Raw genomic sequence first — 24,436 nt, 5'->3', positions numbered from 1 at the left:
TCCTTGACGCGTCCCCCCCTCCAGTCAGCGCAGGGTCGGTACGGTGCCGCATTCCGCCCACCTGACGTCGACCCCGCGCAGGTCTCTGCCCCACTCTTCGGAGATTTCCGCGAGCCGGGCGGCGTCGGGCGGGGTGCGGCCGAGGCCGATCGCATACCGTGCGAACGTCGGCCCGGTCTCGAACGGGCGGGGCCAGGCGCGCGCATCCCCCGCTCCGGCGTCCTCCAGAGCGGTGAGCAGCGCTCGCAGACGCCCCCGGACGCGCCCCAGAGTCTCCTCGAACTCCTCGGCAGGGCCCGGGGGTACGGTCAGGATCGCCCAGGCCGCGTGCTGCCGGTGCAGGGAGGGCGGCGACAACAGCTCGGGCCAGGGGTCCGTGCCCGCATCCGCTGCCGTTTCCAGGATGGTCCAGGCGCGGTAGAGCTCATCGGTCAGCAGGTCCCGGAAGCAGGCGCCGACCTGTCCGGTGCAGTTGCGGACGGGATCGGTGGGCGTCATGAGTGCCACGGGCGTGTGCGGTCCCGTTCCGGTGGGGGTGAGGCCGACCGGGTCCCGCCAGTTCCAGGCGGCCCAGGTGCCGAAGAAGTGGCGGAGCAGGTCCGGAGCGGCCGGGTCCGTGGCCTCGTATGTCGTACGGGCCGCCAGCACCGACCAGGCCAGGCCCGGCAGTCCACCGAAGGGAGCCGAGTCGAGGCCGCGCGCCCCGGCCCACGCCTTCACCTGCCTGGCGAGCCGGGTGAAAGCGGTGTGGCGGTCGCCTACCGCGGCCCGTACGGCGTCCGCGTCGCTCACCGCACTCAGGGCGATCGCCGCCCCCTCGTCCAACTCGGCGCGGCGGACCACTGCTTCGCCGGGGTCGAGCGTTCCGGTGGCGACGATGACCAGGTCGACGTCCAGATCACCGGTGCGCAGCCGCAGGCCCGGCACCCGGGCGCCGGTCACCTGCCGCACCCGGGTGGCGTCCGGCAGCGCGGCGGTCACCCGTGCCCGGACGCCGGCCGGGTCGGCGCTGCCCGGCAGTGCCGCGACCAGGTCCAGGTCCGCTCCGGCCAGGGCGCAGCCCATACGCCGTGATCCGACGATGTGGACGACTCCGTCACCCAGCGCCGCGGAGATGCGCTGCGCCGTCCTGCGCGCCGGGGCGGCCTGGGCCTCGCTCTCCGCGGTCGGCTCGGTGGTAGCGGGCCCGGGGGTAGCGGGCCCGGGGGCAGCGGGCCCGGGGGCAGCGGGCCCGGGGGCAGCGGGTTCGGGGGTTTCGGGCAGCCACCGTACGTCGCCCGTTCCGAGAGCGATCGTGGCGCGTGGACGCATCGGTTCGTCGCCCCGGCGGGAGAGCAGGACCAGCTCTTCGACTCGTGCCGACATGCCGTCGAGCCGGGCGGCGCATGCGGCGGCGAGGCGCTGCGGATCCCTCGTCCGGCCCAGGGTGAGATGGGGGGTGAAGCCCTCGGCGCGCCCGCGGCAGCGCGGAAAGCGCTCCTCCAGAGTGCGGCGCAGTCCTGCCCACGGTGCTTCGCCGGCCGCCGCCGGGTCGAGCCAGACGGTGGCATCGTCCCGGTGCCCGAAGGTGTGCACCCCGTCCAGCCGGGCGGTGAAGGCCGCCGTGCCGGCCGCCGCTTCGGCCAGCAGCGGGGCGGCTCGCTCGAAGTCGGACTCCGGCACGAAACCGAAGAGCAGATTGACGTGGGGCGGCCAGCGATGGAACTGCGGATCGTGCTCCTGGCGGATGCCCTGGAGGATCGGCCACAGCTCCTGGGGAGGTATCCACGCCAGCGCGGTGCGGGCTGTCGGCCGTGCGTCGAGGACGTCCGTGGGCTCCGTACCGCTCAGCTGAAGGTCCGCCTCCACGCCGTAGTGGTCCGAGACGTAGAGCCCGTCCGTTGTGGGCGAGTCGCCCCGCAGGAATGCCCCGGTCGCCCGCAGCCGTTCCGTGCGCAGGAAGATCCGGTCCAGCCGGGAGGCCCGACCGGACAGCGAGGACACCGCGGCCAGCGGATTGACGCCCGGGTCGAACGTGGGCGTCCGGTCGCCGGGCCCGTGGACCTCCGTCCAGGCGTCCCGCAGCCCGAGCGCGGCGGCCGGTTCGTCGCCGCCGTCGTTGAAGTCACCGACCAGGATCAGATCGCCGTCCACGCCGCCGAGTCCCTCGGCGAGCCGGCCCAGTTCAGCCTGCCGCCGGGCCGGGCCGTTGTGGGAGTGGTCACTGCTCAGATGGGTCGTGGCCACCACAAGTGGACCGGAGCCGGTCTCCACGGTGATGGCGGTGACGGCCTTGTGCGGTCCGAGTTCGTGCCGCCCCGCCTCCCGTACGGGCAGCCGGCTGAGCAGCAGCAGCCCGCTGTCCTCGATGTCCTTCCCTCCCGGGGCGGTGCCCAGGGTGTAACCGGCGCGGACCCAGGGTGCCCGCAGCAACAGGGCGAGCAGACCGGCCTCGACCTCCTGGAGCGCGATGACGTCCGCGTCGGCGTCCTCCAGGGCCGAGAGCAGCAGGGGGCGGCGCCGGGCGGTGTCGATGCGGTCGCTGTCGTACCGGTCCCACAGCGTGTTCCAGGTGAGTACGCGCAGACTTCCCGCGCTCGGCACGGTCGTCCGGGGTGCGCCGTCCGCGGGTCGCCATCCCTCTGCCGGTTCCCACGCGTAGGGCGTCCCGCCTGTGAAGAAGGGCGCTCGCAGCAGGCGCGGGTGCCGCACTCGTCCGGCGTCCGACGCGTCGATGCGGTCCACACCGGTGGTGCGGTCCCAGACCAGCTCGCCGTCCGCCTCGACGAACAGCACCCGGTGCCACGGGATGTCGCCGCCGGGTACGAAGGAGGGCAGCGGGACTCGTTCGGGGGCGGCACCGCGCTGGGTGATCCCCAGCACGAACCGGGCCGGGTCGAACCGCGGGTCCCAGCGGACCCGGTGATAGATCTCGTCGCTCGTACGCATTACGTCTCTCCTCCGTCCACGATGCCGTCCAACGTGCCTGTGGTGTCGTCGACGGTTCCGCCCGCTCCGATGTACCAAGTGCGGTGGGCCTCAGCCGGGTAGGGCGGGGTGAACCGGTGCAACTGCGAGGCGAGCACCTCGGGCGGCACCGGGTGGGCACGCCCCTTGTTGCGCCGTGCCAACTCTTCCACGTCGACCAGCGCGACCACGTGAGTGACCAGGGCGTCGCGGCGCCGTGCCACCCCGTGCACCAGGGAACGCTGGTGCTGGTTGAGGGACGTGGCGTCCCACACCACGGTCCCGCCGCCGGCCAGCGCCGAGTCGAGCCGGCCCAGTCCCTCCCGCAGGACCTCCCCGTTGGCCCGCTGGTCGGCCCGGGAGCCCCGGGCCCGGCGCAGATCGTCGAGGGAGACGCACGAGTCGGTCCGGGGGAGACTCCCGGCGAAGGTGCTCTTCCCGCTGCCCGACGGCCCGACGAGATGGATCAGCCGGGGAAACGCCCCGGAACGCCACCGCCAGCTCGCCGCCACCGCCTCGTCGACGGTGGAGATCCGCCCTCGGGCGAACGCGTCCCGCGCCTCCGCCCAGCACCGGTCGGCGGAGGCGGAGCCGAGGCCGGCGAGTGCGTCCCGCAGCCCGGCCCGCAGCGGCTCCAGCGGCGATTCGCCGAGCAGCCCGGCCTCCTCGGCGTGCAACGCGGACCATTCGACCTGTTCGCGAGCCTCGGCGGTGTGCGCGACCGCCCCTGCGACCGCGTGAAGCACCCCCAGGTCGGCGGCGAGAGCGAAGCGTGCCAGACCGGTCCGGCGGTCGCCGTCCGGGTACGGGCGCTGAAGCCTCGGGGACAGCCCGACCAGGTCTGCGATGCGGCGGGCGCCCGGCATGCCCAGCGGCCCCGCGAGGCGGGGCCCGAGCCACGCCCGGCGCGTGCTGTGGAGCATCGCGGCCAGGACACCCTCCAGCCGTACGTCCCCGGACCGGCCCAGCACGTCCAGTCTCGCGGACACATCGGCGACGGCGGCCTCGGCGGCGGCCGGATCCTCGGGGGCGACGCCCAGCGCGGCCGACAGAGACGGCACGTCGGCGGCCGCCCCCGAACGCACCGCCCACAGCGCGGCGTTCGGGCCCAGAACGTTCTGCACGACAGCGGCGTGCATCCAGTGTGTATCGGTTCGAACGTGTCTTTCGCGCACCCACTTGGCCACCCGCTGCCCGAACTCCTGCCGGCCGAACCCCTCGACGGTGCGTACGACGTAGCCCTCCTGGCGCACGGTGTCCAACCGCAGCGCGCGCAGCGCACGCTCGTCGAAGACACCCCGCCACAGCACCCGCGGCACCGGAACTCCCAGCCGTCGCAGGAACCGGACCGTCCGGTCCCAGTCCAGGCAGCGGTTGCCGCCGTCCCAGACGGAGAACCCGTAGAACCAACTCTCCAGGTCTCCGTAAGCGATCGAGTGCCGCGCGAAGAGGTTCTCGCCGCACACCCGCCAGTCGTGCGGGATCTCCGCGCCGATCCGTCCCTGCAGGCTCTTCACCCACGCCCGCGAGGGATGGTGCGCGGAATCCAGCGACCGGGCGTGCAGCCCGTCGGCATAGAGGGTGGTGTTCTCCCCGTCGAGTTTCTCGGTGACCACGACCTCGCGGCCGCGCAGCCCGGACAGATCATCGGCTCGTATGTCGTCCGACGCGGCCCCCGGCGACCATGGGAGATGAGGCGTACGGGGGTAGTGCACACGCATGATCCGCTTTTCGTGACGATGTCGGGTCCGGTCACTGTAGGAGCCCGACGAGAACAGATCCACCGAATAATCGCCGACCGGTAGGACACCCCGTGTGGGCGGGTGACGTGCCGTCGGCTCTGTGTCTCCCGCCCTTCGGTCGCTCGCATGAGGGCGGCTGGGCGCCGCAGGCCCGGTTTCCGGTGCTGGGCGATTCCAGGGGCCGGCTGTCTGTGGGCAGCTGCGGGTGGATGCCTTATGCCATGTGCGGGACAATGCGCCGCGCACGTGCGACGGTGGGCGGCTCGGGACGGCTCAGCGCAGCACGTCCGCCCAGTTCGCGGGGACGCGGCCCGCCGGGCCGGGTGTCGGCTGGTCCGCCGGGTGGCTCACCGGCGGCGCGAGCTCGGGGCCGGTCTCGTACAGCTCGTTCGTTTCGTAGTTCCAGAACCAGCCCTCGCCCGGCTCGTAGCTGCGGATCACCGGGTGCCCGGTGGCCCGGTGGTGGGTGGTGGCGTGCTTGCCGGGGGAATCGTCGCAGCAGCCGATGTGGCCGCACTGCGCGCAGCGCCGCAGATGGAACCACCAGCCGCCTGCGGCGTCGCACTCGACGCAGCCGGTGCCGCTGGGCGGGACGCGAGGGTCGATTCCGGTGTCGCTGGTCATACCGGCTCCTGGGATGTCGTACGGTCCTCGGACGTGAGCGGCGGCCCGTCGGACGAGGCGGAGGAGAGGGCCGTTGCGTCGGGTTCGACGGCGGCCAGGGGCAGCAGTACCCGGAAACGGGTGTCGCCGGGCACCGACTCCACGCCGATGCTGCCGTGGTGCTTGTGGACGACGATCCGCCGGGAGATGTCCAGCCCCAGACCGGTGCCCCGGCCGACCGGCTTGGTGGTGAAGAACGGGTCGAAGACGCGGTCGCGGATCTCCGGCGGCACGCCGGGCCCGGTGTCCCGGAACTCGACGAGAAGCCGGTCGTCGTGGAGCGCGGTGCGCACGGTCAGCGTGCCGTCGCCGCCCGCGCCGCCCATCGCGCAGACCGCGTTGTCGATCAAGTTGGTCCACACCTGGTTCAGTTCCGCCGGATAGGCGGGGATCCGCGGCAGCGTACGGTCGTACTCCTTGACGATCCCGATCCGCGGCCCGATCTTGCCGGACAGCATCAGCAGCGTGCTGTCGAGGAGTTCGTGCACGTCGGCGACCTGGTAGGGGGCGCGGTCCAGCTGGGAGTACTGCTTGGCGGCGTCCACCAGTCGGGAGACCCGGGTGGTGGAGTCCGCGATCTCGTCCATGAGCAGCTCGGTCTCCACCGTGTAGTTGAGCCAGCCCACGGCGCCCGGCAGGATCTCCTGCCCGACGGCCGCCGCGACCCGCTCCAGCCAGTCCATGTCGAGCCCGGCCTGTACGAAGGTCGGCGCGATCTGCCGGCCCTGCTCGATGCCGTGTTCCTCCAGCCAGTCGGTGAGGGTGTCCTCGCGGTCGGCCACCTCCAGCGGGGTGAGCACCGGTGCCTTGGCGACCCGCTCGGCGGTACGTTGCTGGATGTCGATGAGATTCGCCAACTGGTCCTTGGAGAAGGGGCTTTCGGCGATGAGGGCGAGCTTGTGCCGCATCCTGGCCACCCGCTCCCGCAGCGTCGCGGTGGCCCGGACGGCCGCCGCCGCCGGGTTGTTGAGCTCATGGGTGAGCCCGGCGGACAACGACCCGAGCGCCAGCAGCCGCTCCCGCTGTCCTACGGCCGCCTGGGCGCTCTTCGCCCCGAAGAACAGCCCTTCCAGCAGATGCACCGCCATCGGGAACCACTCGCGCATGATGTCCGCGAACGTCTCGGCGGGCAGCACGAAGAACCGCGTCGGCTCCGTGACGCGCATCGAGTTGTTGTAGACCTGCCGCAGCCGGTCCCCGAGGTACGCCTGCATGGCGCCCGAATAAACCCCGCGCTGCGAGGACCGGACGACCTCCACGTCGTCGCCACCGACCCGGCGGGAGAGCACCACCGTGCCCTCCAGCATCACGTAGAAGCAGGCGGCCGGCTCGCCCTCGGTGTAGACCGGGCCGGGGTCGAACCGCTCCGTCCGCCCCTCGCGGCACAGCCGGTCCAGCTGTTCACCCGACAGCTTCTCGAACAGGAACAGCGAGCCGATCTCCTCCGGGCCGCACGGCATCGGCCGGCCGCTCATGACTGCTCCAGATACCGGTGGACGAGCATCACGGCCATGGCTCCCTCTCCTACGGCGGACGCGACCCGCTTGGCGGACTCCGCGCGCGCGTCACCCGCGACGAACACGCCGGGCACATCGGTCTCCAGGTGGTACGGCGGCCGGTCCAGCTCCCAGCCGGGGGGCGGACGTCCGTCGGGCGTGAGGTCGGGCCCGGCCAGGATGAACCCGCGCCCGTCTCTCAGCACCGTGCCGTCCAGCCAGTCGGTGAGCGGGGCCGCGCCGATGAACACGAACATCCACTGGGTGTCGACCAGCTCGCTCCGCCCGCTCGCCGTGTCGCGCAGGGTCAGCTTCTCCAGGTGGCCGGAGCCGTGCGCGGCCTCCACCACGGTGCCCGTGCGCACCGAGACGTTGGGGGCCTCCTCGATCTGCTGGACCAGGTAGTACGACATCGACGCCGACAGGGAGGAGCCCCGCACCAGCAGGGTCACCGACTTGGCGTCCCGTGCCAGGTACACCGCCGTCTGCCCCGCCGAGTTGGCGCCGCCCACGATGTAGACGTCCTGGCCCCGGCAGGACGGCGCCTCGGTCAGAGCCGAACCGTAGAACACCCCGCAGCCGGTCAGGTCCCGCGCGCCGGCCGCGGGCAGCTGCCGGTAGGACACCCCGGTCGCCAGGATCACGCTGTGTGCGGCGACCGCCGAGCCGTCCGAGAACCGTACGGTCCGGGCCGCGCCGCCCACCTCCAGGCCCGTCACCTCGCGCGCGGTGAGGATCTCGGCGCCGAACCTCGCCGCCTGCCGGCGGGCCCGGTCGGTCAGCTGGGCGCCGGAGACGCCGTCCGGGAAACCCAGGTAGTTCTCGATCCGGGAGCTCTGCCCGGCCTGTCCGCCGGTCGCCGAGCGCTCCACGAGCACCGTCCGCAGCCCCTCCGAGGCCCCGTACACGGCAGCGCCGAGCCCGGCCGGGCCGCCGCCCACCACGACGAGGTCGTAGAAGTCGGCCGCCGGTGTCGTCGCCAGCCCCACGTGGGCCGCGAGCTCCGGTGCCTCCGGCTCCAGCAGGGGCGTGCCGTCCGGGGTGACCACCAGCGGCAGCCGCTGCCCGTCCTGCCCGGCGGCGGCCAGCAGCCGCCTCCCCTCGGGCTCGTCGGAGGAGTACCAGCGGTAGGGCACCTGGTTGCGGGCCAGGAACTCCCGCGCCTGGGACGACCGCGCCGACCAGCGGTGCCCGACCACCTTGGTGCTGGGCACCGGCCGGTAGTCACTGCGTCGCCAGGCCTGCAGCAGGTCGTCCAGGACCGGATAGAGCTTCTCCTCGGGCGGGTCCCAGGGCTTGAGGAGGTAGTGGTCCAGGTCGACGACGTTGATCGCGTCGATCGCCGCGTCGGTGTCCGCGTACGCGGTCAGCAGGACCCGCCGTGCGCCCGGGTACACGTCCAGGGCCTGTTCGAGGAACTCGATGCCGTTCATCCGCGGCATGCGGTAGTCGGCCAGGATGACGGCGACGAGGTCTCCGCGCAGTTTCAGCTCGCGCAGCGCGTCCAGCGCGGACTCGCCGGACTCCGCGCGCACGATCCGGTACGAGGCGCCGTAGCGCCGCCGTAGATCCCGGGCGACGGCGCGGGAGACCCCCGGGTCGTCGTCCACGGTCATGAGGACGGTCCGCGTCGGCTCCACGGCCTGTGCCATGTGTCTGTCACCCCGTGTGGTCGGACAGGCGGCCCGGTGCGCCCTTGCGGCACCGCGCCGGCTCCCGCCCATCGTATGTTCGATCGCCCCGGTTTGCCCGAGTGTGCGGATGTTTGCCCTCCCGGCCGCCCGCTTCCGTGATCACCCGGTGGGGAGGACCGGACCGAGGACGACTCACCCCACAGGGAGGCGGACGGCACGACGCGGCCGATCACGGCAGGGGTGGCCGCAGCGGAGGAGAGCCTCGCCGCGCCGGAGTGGGCAGGACGGGAGGCCGGGCGCCGCGGGCCGCCGCTGCGCGCCTGGCGCATCGGCGTGCCCATCTCCCGCAAGGGAGTCGAGTCCAGCGAACGGCTGGGGCGCCGAAGGCGGGTCATCGAACGATCGATGTCCTGGCTGACCGGATACCGCCGCCTCAACCACCGCTACGAACGCCACCCCCGCAACTACCTGGCCTTTCTCGGCCTGGCAGCAGCCCTGTGCCGCTACAGGCGAGGGCCTTGACCTCGAATCCTGGACACGGGTCATGCGGCTGGTGTCAGCGTAGTCGATGTTGTTCGGGACGCTGTTTCATGGGCGATCGGACTGCGGTGTCCGAGGCGGGAGTGACGGCGCCGGGTGTTGTAGCGCTCAAGCCGGCGGAACGCGTCGAGGCGGGCCTCGCGCTCGCTGGACCGGTGCTTGCGGCCCTGGAGCGTCTCGCGTTGCCGCTACTCGGTCTCCTGGAGCCGGCGCAGGCGGTTTTCCTCCGGCAGAGGACGAGCCGCTGGATTCAAGATCCGGGCCGGTCGCGAGCCGAGGCACTGCGTCCTGCCCCGATCCGCCCCCATCCCTGCGGGCCAACGGGTACCGGGCTCCTGTACTGCCGATGGAATCGCCCGCCGCCCCGACTCAGGCCCGCGACCTGCCCAGCCGCCCTCTCCGCGAGCGATCGGAAGTGGGAGGCAGCACCCGACCGTCTCCCACCCGCCAATATCCAGGGCTCAGGCATTTCTGCAGGTCAACGCACTCGTCCGCGCGGCTTCAGCGGCACGGGGAACCCAGGAGGCCGGTCCGAACGCTGCTACGCGGAAGCCAGCACCTCCCCGGCCGTGACCTGGGGAGGGTTGGGGAGCATTGACGCAAGGTTCTCCCTCACGAAGTCGGCCGCTTTCGAGATCGATTCCTCGGCACCGGCCTGGTCCTGGAAGACACCGGTCGAGACCATTACTCCGTCCCCGGCATCGACCCAGTAGTAGGCCACGAAGCCGGAGACCTGGCGCATGAGCGGCACGAAGCCCTCATTCACGAGGCGTCCCGCCGCGACCGGATCGGTCACCCCTTCGTACCGCCGGACTGCTGCGTACATCACCGAGCTCCTCACGGGGGTTCTGGATTCGTCCTCTGCTGAGACGTTGTACCCCTGCGACAGTTGCCTGGCTCATGAGGCGTCCGGCAATCACCTGAAGGGCCGCTTCAAATGATCCGAACGGCGGCTTCCGGCCCGGACACACGGCCCCGCACACGGCTTTCATCGCAGTTGTGTGCTCGTCGTGTTCGCGCAGCATCCGCATGATCGGCTCCAGCACGGACAACGCGCTTGCCGAGTCCTTCGACGCGACGTTCAAACGAGAGACGCTTCAGGGCCGCAAGACCTGGTCCAGCGAACGCGAGGCCCGCCTCGACGCGTTCCGCCGGCTCAACCGCTACAACACCCGACGCCGTCACTCCCGCCTCGGGCACCGCAGCCCCATCGCCTACGAGGCAGCACTCGACACAACATCGACTCCCCTGGCCCAAGCCGCACAGCCCGTGTCCAGGATTCCGGGTCAAGGCCCGTGTGCCGGCGAAGTCAGCTGGTCAGGGCTGCGAGGGTGGCGTCGAGGTCTTCGGTCTTGGGCTGGTTGTGGGGCAGTTTGGCGAGGATCTTGGCCATGCCGCAGGTGTCGGTGAGGGCGGAGAGGACCAGGCCGCCTGCGACGCCCGCGGACAGCAGGCGTGCCGCGCTCCAGCGCTGTCCGGCGAGCAGCCCGGCCAGGACGAGGGTTCCGGCGGCGAGGCGGACCTGGCGGTCCATGGCCCAGGGGGCGCGGGTGCCGGCGGGGCGGTGGGTGTCGTGGCCGAGCTGGGTCCAGGCGGTGGTGCCCCCGGTGAGGGCGGCAGCGATGATCCCCTGAGCGGCCAGGCGCCCGCATGCGGTCGCGGAGCGGGCGCCGGAGGCGCACACGACGAGGAGGTCGCCGCGGTCGGCGGCGGTCTTCAGGGCGGGCATGGCCACGTCGAGGTGGTCGAGGGGGATGTTGTGGGCACCGGGCAGGTGGCCGGAGGCGTATTCGCCGGGGGTGCGGACGTCGATGACGGTCAGCTCGTTCAAGCGGGCGTTGGCCTGGTCGGCGGTGAGGGTGGTGGGTGCCACGGGGGATTTTCCTTTGCTCGGTTGGGGTTACCCCTTCGATAGGATACCCGCGGGGGTATCTCGAAGGAGTGTGGGTTATGGAACTGGCGATGGCGGCTGAGGAACTGAAGACGGTGGTCAACCGGCTGCGCCGGGCGCAGGGCCAGATTGCTGGTGTGATCAAGATGATCGAGGAGGGACGGGACTGCGAGGACGTGGTCACGCAGCTTGCCGCAGCCTCCCGGGCGTTGGACAAGGCGGGTTTCGCGATCATCGCGACCGGTCTGCAGCACTGCCTGACCGATGCGGACATGGCCGCTTCCGGTGACCGGGAGCAGATGCGTGCCCGTCTGGAGAAGCTGTTCCTTTCGCTGGCCTGACCCGGGGCCCGGCCCCTCGCGGGCCGGGGTCAGGTGAGGGCGTCGGTGAGCATGAAGGCGGCCACGGCCAGCAGGACAACGGCGAAGGTGCGTTGCAGCAGGGTGCCGGTGACCTTGGCGGCCACGCGTTTGCCGTCCCAGACGCCGAGGATCGCGGCGCTGGTGAAGGGGCCGATGAGCGCCCAGTCGATGCCGGCGGTGGTGGCACCTCGGGTGGCCAGGGAGGCGAGGGAGTTCGTGGAGATGACCAGCAGGCTGGTGCCGACGGCGGCCTGCATCTCGAAGGCGAGCACACCGACCAGGGCGGGGACGGCGAGGAAGCCTCCACCGACGCCGAGCAGCCCGGTCAGTGCCCCCAGGCCGGCTCCGGTCCCGGCGGCCTTCGCCGGCCGCACCGTCGCGGTGCGGTCGCCGCCGGTCCGGCCGGGCCGCAGCATCTTCACCGCGGCGAGGGCCGCGATGGCGGCGAACGCGGCGGTCAGCAGCGCTTGCGGCAGGCGGGATGCGGCGGCACCGGCCGCGGCGGCGGGCAGGAGTCCGGCCGCGGCGAACAGGGCGCCGGCTTTCCAGCGGACGTTGCCGGTGCGGGCGTGGGCGTACAGGGCGGTGAGCGAGGTGGCGGTGACGATGATCAGGCTGGCGGTGGTGGCGGCGGCCGGGGTGAAGCCGAGCAGATAGATCAGCGCTGGGACGGCCAGGACGCTGCCGCCCCCGCCGAGCGCGCCGAGCGCGAGTCCGACCACCGCCCCGGCGACCAGGGCCAGGATCAGCGCACTCACGCTATGACACCGCCGCTGCCACCCTGACCATCGGTGACCGGCAGGCCCTCACGGGCCCAGGCGGTCATGCCGCCGGTGACGTCGGTGGCCTGAACGCCGCGTCCGGCCGGCAGCTTGGCGGCCTGCTGGGAGCGGCTCCCGGAGCGGCAGATCACCACCACCGGCTTGCCCTGCGCGACTGCCGGGAGCGATGCCCCGGCCGTCAGGCGGGACAGCGGCAGGTGCAGCGCACCGGAAGCGTGCCCGGCTGTCCACTCCGGTGTTTCGCGGACGTCCAGCAGCACGGCCTTGCCGTCGCTGGTCTGCTGATGGGCCTGCTGGGGGGCGAGGCGGCCGGGGCCGCGGCGAAGAAGCGAGAACATCGTGGATCACCTTCGTACGGATGGTGCGGAGGATGCGCGTCAGCCGGTGTGGTCGGAGCGGGTGAGGGGCAGTCCCGCCTCGGTGGTGGCGTCGAAGCCGTCGTCGACGGCGACCACGTCACGGCCTGCGGCATCCAGCAGGGAGGCGGCGATCGCCGCGCGCATCCCGCCGGCGCAGTGCACCCACACCGTCCCCTCCGGCACCTCACTGATGCGGCCGTGCAGCTCGTGGATCGGGATGTGGACCGAGCCGTCGATGAAGCCGCCCGCGCGCTCGGAATCCCGCCGCACATCCAGGACGACCACGTCCTCGCCACGCTCGCGGACATCGGCGAGGTCGGCGAAGCGGGCGCGGGGGAAGGAGGCGAGCTGCTCACCGGCGCGTACCCAGCCCGTCGCCGGGTCACCGGTGGCAGCGGCGGCCGGGCGGTCGATACCGACCCGGGCCAGCTCCCGCTGCGCGTCGGCGACCTGCTCCGGGGTGTCGGCGAGCAGGGTGACGGGCTTGCCCCACGGGATCAGCCAGGCCAGATAGGTGGCGAGCTTGCCCTCGCCCTCGAAGTTGAACGAGCCGGCCACGTGCCCCTCGGCGAAGGACATACGGCTGCGCAGGTCCACCACCCACTCACCCGCGGCCAGCCGGGCGGCGATCTCCTCGCCGTCCGCACGCCTGGGCGGGGTCAGGTCGACCGGCGCGGGGCCGGCGGCGTTGGCCGGGCCCATGTGCGCGTAGTACGCGGGCACGTCGTCCAGCCCGGCGAGCATCTGCGCGACGAAGGTGTCCACGTCCAGGGTCAGCGCGTCGTTGGTCTTGCGCTCCTGGCCGATCGTGGTCGCATCCCCCTCGTCCTGCGAGGAGGAGCAGAAGCTGCCGAACCCGTGCGTGGGCAGCACCGGCACCTCGTCGTCCAGCTCGTCGGCCAGGCGGTGGGCGGAGGCGTGCTGGGCGCGGGCCAGCTCCTCGGTCAGTCTTGGCTCGACCAGGTCCGGACGGCCCACCGTGCCGATCAGCAGCGACCCGCCGGTGAACGCCGCCACACCGCGCCCGTCCTCGGTCAGGGCATAGGAGGTGTGGTGCGGAGTGTGACCGGGCGTGGCCACGGCGCGCAGTATCAGGCCCTCGTCCACCGCGAACGTGTCGCCGTCGGCGACCGGAGTCCGGGCGTAGGCGACCGACGCCCCGGCCGGTACGAGATAGCGGGCACCGGTAATGCGGGCCAGCTCCAGACCGCCGGTGACGTAGTCGTTGTGCACGTGGGTCTCGGCGACGTACGCGATGCGCACCCCGCGCCGGGCCGCTGCCGCGATGACCTGATCGATGTCGCGCGGCGGGTCGATGACCACCGCGGCACCGGGGCCGCCGGCCAGGTAGCTGCGGTTGCCCAGGCCCTCGAATTCCAGGGTGTCGACGAAGAACACGACTACGGCTCCTCTTGAAAGATGTACCCCCGGGGGTATTTGATACTCACCCTAACAGCTATACCCAGGGGGGTATTCCACGGGCGGAAAGCACCCCGCCCCGCCCTGCATCGCACCGCCCCGCTCAGGTACCCGGCGGGGTATAGAGAATCAGTCGTTCCGAACCATCCGGGAGTGTCCGTGTCCTACGACCGCACCGTCCGCCTCGACGCCGACTTCGACACCGCCGTCACCGCCGTACGCAAGGCGCCGGCCGACCAGGGCTTTGGCGTCCTCACCGAAATCGACGTCAGAACCATCCTCAAGGCCAAGCTCGGCCACGACATGGAGGACTACCTGATCCTCGGCGCCTGCAACCCGTCCCTCGCCCACCAAGCCCTTCAAGCCGACCGCGGCATCGGCCTGCTCCTGCCCTGCAACGTCGTCGTCCGCCGCGACGGCGACACCACCCTCGTGCAGGCCCTCGGCCCGAACACCATGGTCACCCTGAGCGGCCTGCCCGCCCTCGAACCCGTCGCCGGCGACGCCGCCGCCCGCCTGGACGCGGCTCTGGCCGCCCTGACCTGACCGACCAGCCGGCCCCGGGCGCCTGGCGACGTGCCACTGCCCGGGGCCGGAGGAGCGCGAGCCCTGCCGGAGCGCGCCCGCGACGACGAGTGGAGCCGCCGTCGAGCAGGTGGAGAAGCCGCGCGTCCGGTTGTCCCGCGCCGAGGACTTCGTCGCCACTCCCGGCCCCGCCTGGAGCAGAACGCTCCGGCCGCCCCTCTGTGAACCCCCGGCATCCCCTCCGAACCGGAACCTCCTGGCCCTGCGGACCGCGCGGGCCGGGCATCGTCACGGCAGGACGGTCAGGTCCGGCTCCAAGCGGCTGTTCATGTCCAGCTCGAACCGGCCGTAGGGATCGACGTGCGTCCAGAACAGCGGGGACAGCGCCCGCCGGTCCGCGTCGGTGAGCCGCTCGGCCCACCCCGGGTCAACGAGGACCTGCTGCATCAGCAGTGTCTCGTGACTCGGCACACCGCCCCCGCCACGGACCGCCCGGCCGGCAAGCAGCAGGCACGTAGGGTCGCGCGCCGACTCGTCACTGGTCCGTGCAACTGCCACCGCTCCGCAGCCGCCGGCTGCCGCAGGGCCGCCGTACACCTCGCCGACGACTTTCGCGTGCCGCTCGTAGCACTTGAGGATGACCCGGCACCCATAAGGAGACTGATCTCGCGGCTCATGCGGAACCTCCTCATGCCGTCGCCATCTTGGTCGCCAAGGCGACCGAAGGAGAGTTTTGATGCCCAGTCAGGTAAGTGGGACGGAGCGGGTGAAGGCTTCCGCGCCGGAGTGCCAAGGGGCTCTCGGGTCGCTGTCGGTGAACGCCTCCCTGCCCGAGGTGCTCGCCCGGGGCGTCGAGGAGCTGCGAGCGGCGGAGCAGGCCGGTGACCGGCGGGAGATGGCCCGCTGCGGGCTGGCCGTGGCGGAGGCGTACCGGAGGCTGGGGCGGATCGAGGAGGCCGACCGGGCGTGGAAGGCGAGCTACCGGGCGGCGCGTTCGGCCGGCCACGAGGGCGCGATGGCGTGGGCCCTGTGGAGCGGGGGCACGCTGGCCCGGCAGCGGGGGGCGTTCCCTCTGGCGTACCGGTTGCTGCGGCTGGCGGCCGAGATGGGCAAGCGGGGCGGTGACGTCGTCGTACGGGGCCATTCGCTGGCGGGGCTCGCCGAAACGGGGCGAATACAGGGCGACTACGAGGCTGTGGGGAGACTGCACGAGCAATTGCTGGCCGAGGCCCGTCGTCGCGGTGAGGCACGGCACACGGTGTGGGCACTGGAGGGCATCGCGCAGATGCACCGCAACACCGGTTCCTACGACAAGGCGCTGGCACTGTTCGAGGAGGCGGCCGAGACGGCGCTGCGTGCGGAAGACCGGCGCGGGTGGGCATGGGCGCTGCGGGGCATCGCGGATGTGGTGTCCGTACGCGACGAAGAAGTGGAGCGTGCCCTGTCGCTGCTGTCGCGGGCGGAGGAGGCCTGCCGCGAGATGCAGTTGTCGAGCGCCCTCGCCTACAACCACAAGATGCGGGGCAACGTGCTGTACCGGGCTGGTCGTTACGCCGAGGCCCGGGAGCTGTATGCGCGGGCGCTGGAGGAGTTCCGCGAGATCGAGGAGCCGCGGGGGACGGCACTGTCGCGACTGGGGCTGGTCAAGGCGCGTGCCCGGCTGGGCCGGGACGCTGCGCGGAGCGCCGCCGAGCTGGCGGAGCTGCGCTCGATGCTCGACCGCATCGGGCTGCGGCACGCCAGGGAGATGGTGGAGAAGGCGGCGGCTGAACTGGGTCTGGGGCCGCTACCGGACGGAGGCCGGGGGCCGGTGCTGCCTGCGGGCGGGACGGAGGCCCTGCAGGCGGCCGGCGTGGAGGGGCTGCGATGAGTTCCTCCATGTCGTCGGTGTACTCCCCCTCCGGCTCGGCGGACGCCGCTGCGACGGGAGTGTCGCACGGTCACGGCGCCGCGGTGGGCGGTGTGCTGAAGCGTTGTCGTGAGCTGGTGCGGCCGTCGCTGGTGGAGGCGGTGGGGCGGCTGCATCCCTGGACCGGTGAGATGGCGGCGTACGCGCTGGGCTGGAGCGATGCAGCCGGGACGCCGGATCCGGGCGGCTCCGAGGGCAAGGGGGTGCGGCAGGCGCTCGCCGTGCTGGGGGCCGAGGCGGTGGGGGCGGACGGTGGAGTGGCTGTCGCGGGTGCGGTGGCTGTGGAGCTGGTGCACACGTTCCCCCTGCTGCACGACGACATCATGGACGGTGACGGCCTGCGGCGGCAGCGCCCGGCGGTGTGGAAGACCTATGGGACGGGTCCGGCCGTCCTGGCCGGCGACGCGCTACTGGCTCTCGCCGTGCAGTGCCTGGCCGAGACACCGGGGCCCTGGACGGGGGAAGCGGTCCGGCGGTTGGGTGAGACGCTCAACGCGCTCGTGTGCGGGCAGGCGGAGGACCTGCGATTCGAGCGGCGTCCGTGGAGCGGAGCCGGTGCGGTGGATCCTGGGCAGTACCGGTCGATGGCGGAGGGCAAGACCGGGTCCTTGCTGGGTTGTGCGATCGCGCTCGGTGCGGTGCTGGGCGGTGCGCCTGCCGGGACCGTGGCGGTGCTGGAGCAGGCTGGGCGGCATCTGGGCGTGGCCTTCCAGGCGGTGGACGACCTGCTGGGCATCTGGGGTGAGCCGGCGGTGACGGGCAAGCCCGTCCACGGCGACCTGCGGCTGCGCAAGAAGACCTACCCCGTACTCGCGGCGCTGGCCGGGGACGGGCCGGCCGCGCGGGAACTGGCGGTGCTGCTGGAGGCGCCCGGGTTGCTGGACGGCGCGGCTACGGCGCATGCCGCCATGCTGGTGGAGGAGGCGGGCGGGCGGGCCGCAGCCCGTGAGGAGGCGCGTCGGCATCTGGACGCCGCGCGTCACGGTCTGCGCGGGGTGCCCTTCGCGCGGGGCGCGGCCGAGGATCTGGACGCGTTGTTCGCCTGCCTGCTCGACCGCAGTTGGTGAAGCGTGTACCGCTCGAAAAGTCATCGCCACGGGTCAGGCGGCGTATCCGTACTCGTTGATGAGACCGCCGAGGACCCAGGTGCGCAGCAGTCGGCGGCTGCTGCGGTGGTGGGCCGCAGCGGGGTGGGCGCGCTTGCAGGCTGTCGGCCGGGGCCGGGGCCGGGGCATGTCAGCGGCGGCGCCCGGACGATGCCCGCTGCGCCGTCTTCTTCGCGTGGGCCGCCGCGTCTGCCACCGTGCGGTCCGGGTGGTGGGCGTGCAGGGTGTCCAGGATGCGCAGCGACGTGCCCGGGTCCGCCTCGACCAGGGCGCCGGCGAGGGCTGCAGCGCCGCCGGGCCAGGCGGCGGCCGCCGTGTCGAAGGCGGGGAGCAGAGTCGTCGGCGGGATGTCGGCCGCGGCCGGGGTGCCCGTCTCGTCCGCGTCGTACCGGCGCTTCACATGGCCGAGCATGTCGTCGATCCAGCGCTGGTCCAGCTCCTCGACGAGCACCGTGGCGCGGGCGGTGAGGGGGACCGTGTCCTCGGGGACGGACTCTCCCCGGGCCAGCAGCAGCCCGCGGGCGGCGGCCCCGGTCACCGGGTCGGTGAGCGCGGCGCGCAGTGCCGTGTCGGGGATCGCGGCGACATCGAGGCGGGCGAAGTACTCGGACGTGCGGGCGGCATCGGCCTCGTCGGCCTTGGCCGCGGAGACGGCGCCGAGCAGTTCGCCCCATGCCTCGTCCGTGCCACCGCGGTGCGCGGCCCACGCGGCAAGCGTGGCGGCGGCGATCCGGGTGGGCCAGTGGCGGGTGGCGGCCACGGTCTCGGCCGCGTTCCACTCCGCCACGGTTTCCTGGTCGGGGGCGGCCACATGGCCTGCGGTGAGCACGTGGCGCATGACGGCGGCGCCGAGCGGGGTGAGCCCGTAGGTGTCGCCGGTACGGAAGACGCAGCCGGTGGAGGCCAGTTGGTCCACGAGTGAGGCCAGGCCGTGTGCGGGGGCGTCGAGTTCGGCGCGGTCGGCGTCCGTGACGGAGGGCATCCCGAGGAGTTGGGACAGTTCCTCGGGCGACGGGAGCTCGTAGGCGTCGGGGGCGTTGCGCGACACGGGCGTCGGAGCGTCCTCCAGTTCGGGCGGCAGGTCGTCGGACTTCGCGTCGGCGATCTTGCGGGCGACCGAGTCGGGGGTGCTGCCGCGTTCGTACAGCGAGTAGAGGAGGTGCGCTGCGTCGAACGAGTACGCCTCCTGCGGGCCGGTGACCAGCGGCAGCCGTTCGGCCTGGGCGGCCAGGACGTCGGCGGCCAGCTCGAGCAGCTCCTGCGGGGTGCCGTCGGCCCACACGGCGGTGGCGGGGCCGGGCAGGCCGCAGCGTTCCGCGACGTCGCGCAGCTCGTCGTCGAAGGTCCCGGCCGCGAGCGCCGCGAGAAGCGGGGCGGCGTGCAGCAGGTCCCGGATCTCGTCGGGCGACGGGACGGCCGGCGGGGGCGGCAGCGGGACGGACGAGTCGCCGTAGTAGTCGAGGTGTTCGTCGAGCATGCGGTCGGCGAGCGCGACGTGCGGCATCGTCTCCGGGGCGGGGGCGAGTGCGGCGTGCCGGGCGGCGAACGCCTCCGTAAGCCCCGCCGCGGTCCACTGGTCGGTCAACACATCGGCGATGCGCTCCAGTTCACTGCCGAGCGCGTCGTCGGGGCGTCGGTCGTCCAGCGGCGGTGTGGGCAGCAGCGGGCCCGCCGGTGATGCCTCGCGGGTGTCGCGGGCGAACGCGGCGAGCAGCGCCTCGCCGAGATGGATCCGCACGGCGAACGTCCGTTCCGCGAGGTCGGAACGGTGCAGCGGCTCGGGCAGAGCCGGCCGGTCGGCGTGCGGTGTGTTCTCGTGGGCGTCGAGCCAGGCCCCCACGGCGGCGGGGTCGTCCGGGTCGACACCGTCGGCGGTCAGCAGCGACGCGTACCAGCGGTGCCAGGTCAGATTCGCCGGGTCCGCCATGGCGCGGCGGAAGCCGGGCACGGCGTCCTCGACGGCGGCGAGCAGGCGCGCGTGACGCTTGGCGTTGAGCCGGCCCGCTGCCCGGACCCGGTCGGCGAGGGTGCCGAGGACGCCGGGCAGGGCGTCCAGCTCGTCGTCACCGGCGCACAGCAACTGCGGCAGGTCCTCGTGCAGCACCTGCCGCAGCAGGCCGGGGGTCGGCTCCGGCACGCCCGCCCTGCGGTCCGCTCCGCGCAGCGCGAGCATCGTCAGCACAGCGTCCGTGAGGCGCACCGGCAGGGCGACGCCTCTCTCCCCCGTCGCCCAGCTGAGGAAGTCGTCGCGGCCGGTGTTCAAGGCGTTCGTACGAGTCACTCGTGGAGCGTATGAGTGCGGGCGGCCCCGGTGATCCTTCCGGGCCCGGAGTTAGCCCGATCGAGCGAGTGATACGTCTGTGCGGCCCGCTCCCCGGCACACCGGGCGGAGCGGCGGCGAGGCGGGTCGGAGCCCGGAACCGGCAGGGGCGGGGCGGGATTCGCGTGGTGGCGACGAGTTCTCGTCGGGAGGGCGCTGTCAGGTTGTTGGGTGGGTCGGTGTCTGACGGTGTGCCGGGGGCGTGGTGGGCTTGCGGTCCGGTCCTGTGTTCAGGCCGTGGTGGGCCGGTCGGCGCCGGTGATCTGGTCCCAGATCGCGAAGCGGATGGCCATCTCGGCTCGGTAACCGTGCGCGCTCATCAGGTGGCGGCAGGGCCGGAAGCGGGGTGAGATGCCGCTGAACGCGGACAGAAATTGCTGGGCTCCGCCGACGCTACGGAAGCCCTTCATGGCGCGTTCGCGTTGCCGGGTGGGCTGGTGGGAGTTCTCGGCCCGGTTGTTCAGGCCCTTGTGCGAACGGTGTTCCACGGAGGGCGTCACCTCGCGGTGGGCCGCGCCGTAGGAGCGGAGCCTGTCGGTGACCATCACCCGCGGCACCGTGCGGGTCGTCTTCAGCAGCCTGCGGAAGAACCGCCTGGCCGCAGCGGTGTCCCGCCGGTTCTGCACGAGGATGTCCAGGACGGTGCCGTCGGCATCCACTGAAGTTCCCCCCGGGTCCTGGACAGCGGGTGTTTACGCTGCGGGGGTGAGGTCCTGCCTGAGCAAGGTTCTCGTTTCGAGCGGGGTGACGTACCCGTACTCGGGGTGCCTGCGGAGTCGGCTGCGGTTGTACTCGATCTCGATGTAGCGGAAGACGTCGGCCCGGGCGGCCTCGCGGGTCTCCCGGACGGTGGTTCCGATCTCCGCTTTGAGGACGGCGAACCAGCTTTCCGCAGCAGCGTTATCGTAACAAGAGCCGACACGTCCCATCGACTGCCTCATGCGCAACGTGCGCATTTCGGTGCGGAATTCGTCACTCGTGTATTCGCTGCCGCGGTCGGTGTGCATGATGCAGCCGTCCTCCGGGCCACCGCGGCCGGCCGCCATCCGCAGGGCGGCGACCGGCAGCGCGGCGCGGTGGTGGTCGGCCATCGCCCAGCCGATCACCTCCCGCGTCGCAAGATCGATACAGGTCGCCAGATACAACTTCCCCTCAAGTGTGACGAGTTCGGTCATGTCACCGACCAGCCGCATCCCGGGGCGGGGTGCGGTGAAGTCCCGGCCGATCAGGTCGGCGGCGAACACCGCCCGCTTCGCCTGCCGGGTCAGGCCCCGCCGCCGGCGGCGGGTGATCCCGACGATCCGGTGCTTGCGCATCAGCCGCTCGACCTTCTTACCGTTCACCGCCCGCCCGGCCCGCCGCAGGGCGGCGTGGATCCGCGGGGCCCCGTAGGCGCCGCGCGATCCGGCGTGGAGCACCCGGATCTCGTCCACCAGGCGTTCCTCCTCGCGCCGTGCGGCCCGGCGCGCCGGCGCGGCCGCCCGGTGCGCGTAGTAGGCAGAGCGTGGCACTCCCAGGGCACGGCACAGCAGCGCCACGCTGTGACCTGCAAGATTGTCGTCCGATGCCTTCTCCGCGTCGATGAATCGGCACCGCGCGGCGGTGTCTACCTCATCTTGTCCTGCGCGAAGAAGGCGGTCGCTTTTCCCAGGATGTCGACCGTCTTCTCCAGCTCGCGGACCTTGCGCCGCAGCTGGGCGAGTTCTTCCCGCTCGGCGCTGGTCAGAGCCCCGGCAGGCCCCTCGCCCCGATCGGCCTTGGCCTGCTTCACCCAGCCACGCAGACCCTCCGGACTCACCCCCAGGTCCCGGGCGACCTCGGTGACCGTCTTGTCCGACGACAGCGCCGGCATCCCGCTTGAAATCCGCCGTGTACCGCTTGCTCGTATTGCTCTTCTTGCTCACTACCTGTGACTGCTTCCTCCGGGACCTTCCGTCCCAGTATCAGGCCGTCCAGGTCAAAGGGGGAGCTTCAGTTGGCGGGGCCGCCACCGGGCAGGGCACGCAACGACAGCCCGTCGGGCCCGGACTGGGCGGGGTCTTCGAAAAGGTCGGCGACGCACTCGCCGAGCACGGTGATGCTGCCGGTGGACCCGGATCGGGCCATGGTGACTGTCTGCCTTTCAGGATGGGCGCGGGGCTGTCGCCCCGCGCTACGGACGCAGCCGAGGCGCGCGCCGGGTGCACGCGACGTGCCGCGAGGGACGTAACCGACCGCATGCGTTGCAGGCTGCGTGACCTGAACGCGTGCAGGCGGATTTGTCTTTCAGGTGGACGAGCTACGGAACAAGACGTACCCATCCGGCTCGTCAGGGTCGTGTGAGTTCAGCGTCCCGCCCCTGGCCTGCCAGAACCGTCTCCTGATGGACACCGCCCGGGGCCAGGTTCCATGCTTCGACGGCGAAGTCGCTGCGTCCGGCGCCTGTCGTACGGGCCTGCAGCCGCCACGGCCCGTCGGCGAGCGGATAGAACCTCAAGGTGAGGACCTGCTCGTCGGCCAGATAGACCTCTGCTATCGAACGGTCCACGATCATGCGCAGTTCGACGGGGGTGCCCGGGCGGGTCGCCGCCGGACACGGGGCGGTGTACGAGCCTCCCCGCGCACGCGCGTCCAGTGACGCGTGGCCGCGGTCGACGATGAGGTGCCCCGCCGCGGGGTCGAGGCTGATGTCGAGGTACTCGGAGCCGTCCGCCGAGGTGACCAGGCGCAGCCCGCTCGTACCGGTGGGGTCGGGGATCAGGGCGGCGGTGAGGTCGAAGGTGCGGCTGACCTGACCGAGTTCGGCCGGCTCGGGACGCGTGACGTGGCCGGTGCGGTGCAGTACACGCGCGCCGCGCAGCGCCAGCAGTTCGCGGGCGGGGCGTTGGACAACCGTGCCGTCAGCGGTGAGGCTCACCTCGCGGGGAAGCGTGAGAACGCCTGCCCAGCCCGCTTCGTGCGCCCAGCCGTCGTCGCGGGCCTCCCAGGCCCAGCCCCACAACAGCCACCGGTCTTCCCCGGGGGCCTTCAGCAGGGCGGGAGCGTAGATGTCGGGGCCGTGGTCCAGCGGTACGGGGGAGGCGGCTGGCGTGAAGCGGCCGTTCTTTTCATGGCCGGTGTGGACGGTGGTGTGGCTGGGGCCGTTCTGCGGGGTCCAGTCGCTGACGATCAGGATGCTCCGGTCGCCGAACGTCGCGTACTGGGGGCATTCCCAGCCGATCGGGCCGGTGCAGGGCGCGGCGTCGCTGGTGTGGAAGGGGCCGAGGTACGCCCAGTTTTCCAGGTCGTCGGACTCGTACAGCAGCGCTGCGGCGCGGCCGTCGTCGAGGGCGGAGCCGACCAGCATCCGCCAGCGCTCGTCCTGCCGCCAGACGTAGGGGTCCCGGTACATGGTGGTGCCGGCAGGCGGCTCAGCGATGAGCAGTTCCGGACGTTTGGCCCATGTGTGGCCGTTGTCGTACGACTCGGCGGTCGTGATCGGCTGCCACCAGCGGTCGTTGCGGTGGGCGGAGTAGAAGGCCACCATGCGGTCGTCGACGGAGACTGCGTTGCCCGAGTAGCAGCCGTCGGCGTCATAGCCGCCGGGTGTGGGGGTGAGGGCTACGGGGAGGGGCTCCCAGTTGATCAGGTCGGGGCTGCGGAAGTGGCCCCAGTGCACGTTCGAGTGCTGCGGGCCGTGCGGGTTGTACTGGAAGAACACGTGGTAGTGGCCGTCGTGGAAGACCAGCCCATTGGGGTCGTTGATCCAGTTGCGGGACGGTCGCAGATGTATGGCCGGGAGGTGGGGGTCGGCAGGCGACGTGGACACACAGGGCCTTTCTCAGGGTGCGCGAAGCACACGGGAGTCATGAGGACGAGGAGGGTGAACGGCGTGGTGGCGCTGTGCGGGGTCAGCCCTTGACGCCGGTGGAGGCGATGCTGTTGACGAAGGAACGCTGGAACGCCACGAAGAGAGCCAGGATCGGCACGGTGATCATGGAGGAGTACGCCATGATCTGGCCCCATCCCACGTTCAGCTGGAAGAAGTAGGAGATGCCCACCATCACCGGCCGCAGTTCCTCGCTCTGCACGACCATCAGCGGCCACAGGTAGGAGTTCCAGGCCGGCAGGAAGGTGAGGATGGCCACGGTGGCGATGGCCGGTCCGGACAGCGGCATGACGATGCGGCGGTAGATGGTGAACCAGCCGGCGCCGTCCACGATGGCTGCCTCGTCCAGCTCCTTCGGGATGCTCTGGAAGTACTGGTGAAAGAAGAAGACCGAGAAGGCGTTGGCGACGAACGGCAGGATCTGCACCTGGTAGGTATCCATCCAGCCGGTGCTCCACTCCAGGTGGAAGCCGTTGACGCGCAGCAGCGGCAGTTGGTTGACCCACCACACCAGCGGCAGTGCGAAGGTCTCGAACGGCACGATGAGGGTGGCGATGACCGCGGTCAGGACGAGCTTCCGGCCGGGCCACTGCATCCGTGACAGGGCGAAGGCGGCCATGCTGTTGACGACGATGCCGAGCACCACGGTGATCGAAGAGATCAGCACGGAGTTCAGCAGGAACCGTGCCGCCGGGACACGCTCGAACACAGCCGTGTAGTGGTCCAGCGACAGGGCGCCGACCGGCAAGAAGGCGCGCAGGGAGTCCAGGTCACCGAAGATCTGGTCGTCCGGCTTGAGCGACGACACGAACATGAAGACGAGCGGGAGCGCGAAGACCAGGGCCAGAACGACGCGGCCGGCGTGACCGCCGAGGTGCTTGAGGAAGGAGGTCAT

The 24,436-nt window shown here is 71.9% G+C and carries 22 protein-coding genes and 3 pseudogenes; 6 read left to right on the top strand and 19 right to left on the bottom strand.

The window, feature by feature from the left end:
- Positions 1-24: 24 nt before the first annotated feature.
- The 5 genes from V4Y04_RS35185 to V4Y04_RS35165 form a co-directional block, all read right to left on the bottom strand.
- Entirely contained in the window at positions 25-2,928 is a 2,904-nt protein-coding gene (locus tag V4Y04_RS35185) for a poly(A) polymerase (RefSeq protein WP_332432336.1), read from the bottom strand.
- On the bottom strand, positions 2,928-4,667 hold the full coding sequence (locus V4Y04_RS35180; protein WP_332432335.1) for an RNA ligase family protein: 1,740 nt from the start codon (positions 4,665-4,667) through the stop codon (positions 2,928-2,930). The genes V4Y04_RS35185 and V4Y04_RS35180 overlap by 1 nt, the downstream gene beginning before the upstream one ends.
- Positions 4,668-4,961: 294 nt before the next feature.
- Complete coding sequence (locus tag V4Y04_RS35175) at positions 4,962-5,312, bottom strand: UBP-type zinc finger domain-containing protein (RefSeq protein ID WP_332432334.1); 351 nt, start codon at positions 5,310-5,312, stop codon at positions 4,962-4,964.
- Positions 5,309-6,826, bottom strand: a complete 1,518-nt coding sequence (locus V4Y04_RS35170; RefSeq protein WP_332432333.1) for an ATP-binding protein — start codon at positions 6,824-6,826, stop codon at positions 5,309-5,311. The genes V4Y04_RS35175 and V4Y04_RS35170 overlap by 4 nt, the downstream gene beginning before the upstream one ends.
- Entirely contained in the window at positions 6,823-8,499 is a 1,677-nt protein-coding gene (locus V4Y04_RS35165) for an FAD-dependent oxidoreductase (RefSeq protein WP_332432332.1), read from the bottom strand. The genes V4Y04_RS35170 and V4Y04_RS35165 overlap by 4 nt, the downstream gene beginning before the upstream one ends.
- A gap of 288 nt (positions 8,500-8,787) precedes the next feature.
- On the opposite strand from V4Y04_RS35165, the pseudogene V4Y04_RS35155 reads away from it, so the two are divergent.
- Positions 8,788-9,003 (top strand): annotated as a pseudogene (locus tag V4Y04_RS35155) (transposase); the annotation flags it as partial.
- 559 nt (positions 9,004-9,562) lie between these two features.
- Here the strand turns inward: V4Y04_RS35155 and V4Y04_RS35145 are convergent.
- Positions 9,563-9,847 (bottom strand): hypothetical protein, encoded by a 285-nt coding sequence (locus V4Y04_RS35145; RefSeq protein WP_332432331.1) that lies wholly within the window; start codon positions 9,845-9,847, stop codon positions 9,563-9,565.
- A gap of 203 nt (positions 9,848-10,050) precedes the next feature.
- Here V4Y04_RS35145 and V4Y04_RS37945 point away from each other — a divergent pair, with 203 nt between their 5' ends.
- Positions 10,051-10,431: an integrase core domain-containing protein gene (locus V4Y04_RS37945; RefSeq protein ID WP_443080133.1), complete on the top strand. Its 381-nt coding sequence runs from the start codon at positions 10,051-10,053 to the stop codon at positions 10,429-10,431.
- Here the strand turns inward: V4Y04_RS37945 and V4Y04_RS35135 are convergent.
- Positions 10,331-10,894 carry a rhodanese-like domain-containing protein gene (locus V4Y04_RS35135; protein ID WP_332432330.1) on the bottom strand — a complete coding sequence of 188 codons (564 nt, stop codon included), beginning with the start codon at positions 10,892-10,894 and terminating at the stop codon, positions 10,331-10,333. The genes V4Y04_RS37945 and V4Y04_RS35135 overlap by 101 nt on opposite strands.
- Before the next feature lie 77 nt (positions 10,895-10,971).
- Between V4Y04_RS35135 and V4Y04_RS35130 the strand changes: the two genes are divergently transcribed.
- Positions 10,972-11,253 (top strand): metal-sensitive transcriptional regulator, encoded by a 282-nt coding sequence (locus V4Y04_RS35130; protein ID WP_018845516.1) that lies wholly within the window; start codon positions 10,972-10,974, stop codon positions 11,251-11,253.
- Between the two features lie 29 nt (positions 11,254-11,282).
- Here V4Y04_RS35130 and V4Y04_RS35125 read toward each other — a convergent pair whose 3' ends face one another.
- The 3 genes from V4Y04_RS35125 to V4Y04_RS35115 are packed head-to-tail and all read right to left on the bottom strand — an operon-like array spanning position 11,283 to position 13,813.
- Positions 11,283-12,032: a sulfite exporter TauE/SafE family protein gene (locus tag V4Y04_RS35125; RefSeq protein ID WP_332432329.1), complete on the bottom strand. Its 750-nt coding sequence runs from the start codon at positions 12,030-12,032 to the stop codon at positions 11,283-11,285.
- A complete protein-coding gene (locus tag V4Y04_RS35120) occupies positions 12,029-12,394 on the bottom strand; it encodes a rhodanese-like domain-containing protein (RefSeq protein ID WP_332432328.1) in 366 nt (121 codons plus the stop codon). Before V4Y04_RS35120 ends, V4Y04_RS35125 begins: the two co-directional genes overlap by 4 nt.
- A gap of 39 nt (positions 12,395-12,433) precedes the next feature.
- The gene (locus V4Y04_RS35115; RefSeq protein WP_332432327.1) at positions 12,434-13,813 is read right to left on the bottom strand and encodes an MBL fold metallo-hydrolase; all 1,380 of its coding nucleotides are present in this window, start codon (positions 13,811-13,813) and stop codon (positions 12,434-12,436) included.
- Between the two features lie 180 nt (positions 13,814-13,993).
- On the opposite strand from V4Y04_RS35115, the gene V4Y04_RS35110 reads away from it, so the two are divergent.
- Positions 13,994-14,380 (top strand): DUF302 domain-containing protein, encoded by a 387-nt coding sequence (locus tag V4Y04_RS35110; RefSeq protein WP_332433118.1) that lies wholly within the window; start codon positions 13,994-13,996, stop codon positions 14,378-14,380.
- A 267-nt stretch (positions 14,381-14,647) separates the two neighbouring features.
- Here V4Y04_RS35110 and V4Y04_RS35105 read toward each other — a convergent pair whose 3' ends face one another.
- Positions 14,648-14,806, bottom strand: a complete 159-nt coding sequence (locus V4Y04_RS35105) for a hypothetical protein (protein WP_332432326.1) — start codon at positions 14,804-14,806, stop codon at positions 14,648-14,650.
- Between the two features lie 289 nt (positions 14,807-15,095).
- On the opposite strand from V4Y04_RS35105, the gene V4Y04_RS35100 reads away from it, so the two are divergent.
- Together V4Y04_RS35100 and V4Y04_RS35095 are read left to right on the top strand one after the other, a co-directional pair.
- Positions 15,096-16,229: a tetratricopeptide repeat protein gene (locus V4Y04_RS35100; protein ID WP_332432325.1), complete on the top strand. Its 1,134-nt coding sequence runs from the start codon at positions 15,096-15,098 to the stop codon at positions 16,227-16,229.
- Complete coding sequence (locus tag V4Y04_RS35095; RefSeq protein ID WP_332432324.1) at positions 16,226-17,335, top strand: polyprenyl synthetase family protein; 1,110 nt, start codon at positions 16,226-16,228, stop codon at positions 17,333-17,335. The genes V4Y04_RS35100 and V4Y04_RS35095 overlap by 4 nt, the downstream gene beginning before the upstream one ends.
- Positions 17,336-17,368: 33 nt before the next feature.
- Here V4Y04_RS35095 and V4Y04_RS35090 read toward each other — a convergent pair whose 3' ends face one another.
- The 8 genes and pseudogenes from V4Y04_RS35090 to V4Y04_RS35055 all read right to left on the bottom strand — a co-directional run bounded on the left by V4Y04_RS35090 (position 17,369) and on the right by V4Y04_RS35055 (position 24,436).
- Positions 17,369-17,503 (bottom strand): hypothetical protein, encoded by a 135-nt coding sequence (locus V4Y04_RS35090; RefSeq protein WP_332432323.1) that lies wholly within the window; start codon positions 17,501-17,503, stop codon positions 17,369-17,371.
- Between the two features lies 1 nt (position 17,504).
- Entirely contained in the window at positions 17,505-19,655 is a 2,151-nt protein-coding gene (locus V4Y04_RS35085) for a hypothetical protein (protein ID WP_332432322.1), read from the bottom strand.
- 269 nt (positions 19,656-19,924) lie between these two features.
- Positions 19,925-20,356, bottom strand: a pseudogene (locus V4Y04_RS35080) (IS6 family transposase); the annotation flags it as partial.
- 30 nt (positions 20,357-20,386) lie between these two features.
- Positions 20,387-21,277: an IS3 family transposase gene (locus tag V4Y04_RS35075; RefSeq protein ID WP_332433117.1), complete on the bottom strand. Its 891-nt coding sequence runs from the start codon at positions 21,275-21,277 to the stop codon at positions 20,387-20,389.
- 23 nt (positions 21,278-21,300) lie between these two features.
- The gene (locus tag V4Y04_RS35070) at positions 21,301-21,546 is read right to left on the bottom strand and encodes a transposase (protein WP_332433116.1); all 246 of its coding nucleotides are present in this window, start codon (positions 21,544-21,546) and stop codon (positions 21,301-21,303) included.
- A 122-nt stretch (positions 21,547-21,668) separates the two neighbouring features.
- A pseudogene (locus tag V4Y04_RS35065) lies at positions 21,669-21,800 on the bottom strand (carbohydrate kinase family protein); the annotation flags it as partial.
- 202 nt (positions 21,801-22,002) lie between these two features.
- Positions 22,003-23,481: a glycoside hydrolase family 32 protein gene (locus V4Y04_RS35060; protein ID WP_332432321.1), complete on the bottom strand. Its 1,479-nt coding sequence runs from the start codon at positions 23,479-23,481 to the stop codon at positions 22,003-22,005.
- Positions 23,482-23,563: 82 nt separating this feature from the next.
- Complete coding sequence (locus V4Y04_RS35055; protein WP_332432320.1) at positions 23,564-24,436, bottom strand: carbohydrate ABC transporter permease; 873 nt, start codon at positions 24,434-24,436, stop codon at positions 23,564-23,566.

The organism is Streptomyces sp. P9-A2 (assembly GCF_036634175.1).
Lineage (GTDB): Bacteria > Actinomycetota > Actinomycetes > Streptomycetales > Streptomycetaceae > Streptomyces > Streptomyces pratens.
This window is presented reverse-complemented; position numbering and strand designations above follow the sequence as displayed.